We start from the raw sequence: 1,088 nt of genomic DNA on the forward strand, positions 1-1,088 counted from the left end.
ACTGGAGCAACAGGCGCACAAGGTCCACAAGGAATACAAGGAGAGACAGGAGCAACAGGCGCACAAGGTCCACAAGGAATACAAGGAGAGACAGGTGCAACAGGAGCTCAGGGTCCACAAGGAATACAAGGTATCCAAGGAGAGACAGGAGCAACAGGAGCACAGGGTCCACAAGGAATACAAGGAGAAACTGGTGCAACAGGCGCACAAGGTCCACAAGGAATACAAGGAATACAAGGTATCCAAGGAGAGACAGGAGCAACAGGCGCACAGGGTCCACAAGGAATCCAAGGAGAAACTGGTGCAACAGGCGCACAAGGTCCACAAGGAATACAAGGAATCCAAGGAGAGACAGGAGCAACAGGAGCACAGGGTCCACAAGGAATCCAAGGAGAAACTGGAGCAACAGGCGCACAAGGTCCACAAGGAATACAAGGAGAGACAGGAGCAACAGGAGCACAAGGTCCACAAGGAATACAAGGAGAGACAGGAGCAACAGGAGCACAAGGTCCACAAGGTCCACAAGGAATACAAGGAGAGACAGGAGCAACAGGAGCACAAGGTCCACAAGGAATCCAAGGAGAGACAGGAGCAACAGGAGCACAGGGTCCACAAGGAATCCAAGGAGAGACAGGAGCAACAGGAGCACAAGGAATCCAAGGAGAGACAGGTGCAATAGGAGCTCAGGGTCCACAAGGAATACAAGGTATCCAAGGAGAGACAGGAGCAACAGGAGCACAGGGTCCACAAGGAATACAAGGTATCCAAGGAGAGACAGGAGCAACAGGAGCACAGGGTCCACAAGGAATACAAGGAGAAACTGGTGCAACAGGCGCACAAGGTCCACAAGGAATACAAGGAATACAAGGAATCCAAGGAGAGACAGGAGCAACAGGAGCACAGGGTCCACAAGGAATCCAAGGAGAAACTGGAGCAACAGGCGCACAAGGTCCACAAGGAATACAAGGAGAGACAGGAGCAACAGGAGCACAGGGTCCACAAGGAATACAAGGAGAGACAGGAGCAACAGGAGCACAAGGTCCACAAGGAATACAAGGAGAGACAGGAGCAACAGGCGCACAGGGTCC

1 pseudogene is annotated in these 1,088 nt (G+C 52.5%); it reads left to right on the forward strand.

Annotated elements, in window-relative coordinates:
- Window positions 1–1,088, forward strand: a pseudogene (locus tag DEU42_RS17330) (collagen-like protein); the annotation flags it as partial.

The organism is Flavobacterium sp. AG291, from assembly GCF_003350375.1.
Classification (GTDB): domain Bacteria; phylum Bacteroidota; class Bacteroidia; order Flavobacteriales; family Flavobacteriaceae; genus Flavobacterium; species Flavobacterium suzhouense.